The following is a 1,812-nucleotide window of genomic DNA, read 5'->3' as shown; positions in this document are numbered from 1 at the left end:
GACGATCCCGATGGAGCAACCCTGCCGCCCGACCGCCCGCACTATGCCTCACCAGCGGAAATACGCCGATCACGTCCGATAAGACAACGGCTTCTCACCGCCCTGGTCGACAAGTCCGTCCTGACGCTGGAGGAACGGGGACCGCGCACCCGCTACCGGCTCCCCGCCGCCGCACGCCAGTACGGACGCGAGCAGCTCACCGCATCCGGCCAGCAACACACCCTGTACGAGCGCCACCGCGACTGGTACGTCCGGCTGGCCCGCCAGGCCGAGGCCGACTGGTTCGGCCCCCGCCAGAGCACCTGGCGAGAGCGCCTGCACACCGAGTACCCCAACCTGTGCGCCGCCCTGCAACGGTCCATGGACGACCCGCGGCGGGCACCCGCCGCCCTGGAGCTCGCCGTGCGCCTGTGGAGCCACCCACTGGCCCCCGGCACCGCGGGGGAGGCCAGAGCCCGGCTCGCCCACGGCCTCGCGGCCGACGAGGAGCCGACCAGCACCCGCGCCCGGGCCCTCGCCCTGGACGGCCGACTGGCCCTCCTCGAAGGAGACGCCCCCACCGCCGACACCCGCGTCGGACAACTGCGCCGGCTGCTGCCGCAGCCGGACGACCACGACCAGGACGCCCACCGCGCCTTTGCCACCCTGGCAGGCCTGACGAAGCTCGCCCAAGGGCACCCCGACCAGGCGCTCACCCGGCTTCAGGACGCCCTCGACCAGCACCACGCGGCGAACGACCCGGGTGAGGCCGTGATCACCCTGGTCCACCTCACCATCGCGTGCTTCAACCTCGCAGACCCCCGCGCCGGCGCCCACGCGGAGCAGGCCGTGGCACTGTGCCGGGCTCACGACGCCCACTGCTCCGCGGCCGACGCCCTGTGGGCCCTAGCCCTCGCACGCCTGGGCCAGGGCCGCCCGCGCAGCACCGCCGCGCTGATCCGACGCGCCCTGCGGAACAGACCCGTCTCCCCCCACCGGGGCGACCCCGGGGAGTTCTCTACCGGCACAGCGGAGTTCCTCGAAGTCCTCGCCTGGAGCGCCGCCGAACAGGACCGGGGTGAACGCGCCGCCACCCTGCTCGGTGCCGCCCAGAGCGCCCGCCGGTCCGCCGGCCGCCCACCCGAGGTCCCGGGCCAGCTGAAAGTCGGCCACGAGCGCTGTCGGACGCTCCTGCACCACGGCCTCGGCCGCACCGCCCTGCGCGCAGCCATCCGTGCCGGCGCCGCGCTCACCCCCGAAGAAGCCCACGCCTTCGCGCACGAGCGCGACACCACGCCGGCCCGGCCCGAGGCCGCCACCGCGCACGACCCGGCCCCGCTCACCCGCCGGGAATCGGAGGTGGTGACGCTGGTCGCGCTCGGCCTGACCAACAAGGAGATCGCCGCCAGACTCGTCGTCTCGCCCCGCACCGCCGAAGGACACGTCGCCCGCATCCTGGCCAAGCTCGGCTTCACCACCCGCAGCCAGATCGTCGCCTGGAGGACCGCGGCCGACCATTGACGCACCGCCGGCTCCGGTCATCGAGGTGGTAGCCGCCGCGCGCCGCCGTCATCGCCCATCGCTTCGCGGCCCTTGGCCCACCGCCGGGCTGCCGCGGACAGCTCTGGTCCCGCCCACACGCGATCCGCCGCGCCCGCACCGGGGCGGACTGGTGAGAAGGCGCAGCCGACCCTGGTGTGGCTTTGGTCCCGTCGTCCGCTCCGGCCGCGACGCCCAGTGAGCCTTCCCCCGGGACGTGGACACCGGAGTTTCATGCGGCGAGGGTGATCCTAGGGGACGCCGCTGTCTGCTGTTCGAACTGGACCGGGCTGA

At 74.2% G+C, this 1,812-nt stretch carries 1 protein-coding gene; it reads left to right on the top strand.

Going from position 1 to position 1,812, the window contains the following annotated elements; genetic code table 11:
- On the top strand, positions 1-1,500 hold a 1,500-nt coding region (locus tag ACIBH3_RS35915), incomplete at its 5' end, for a LuxR C-terminal-related transcriptional regulator (protein WP_396316316.1).
- Positions 1,501-1,812 lie beyond the last annotated feature (312 nt).

It is taken from the genome of Kitasatospora sp. NPDC050543 (assembly GCF_044457565.1).
Classification (GTDB): domain Bacteria; phylum Actinomycetota; class Actinomycetes; order Streptomycetales; family Streptomycetaceae; genus Kitasatospora.
This window is presented reverse-complemented; position numbering and strand designations above follow the sequence as displayed.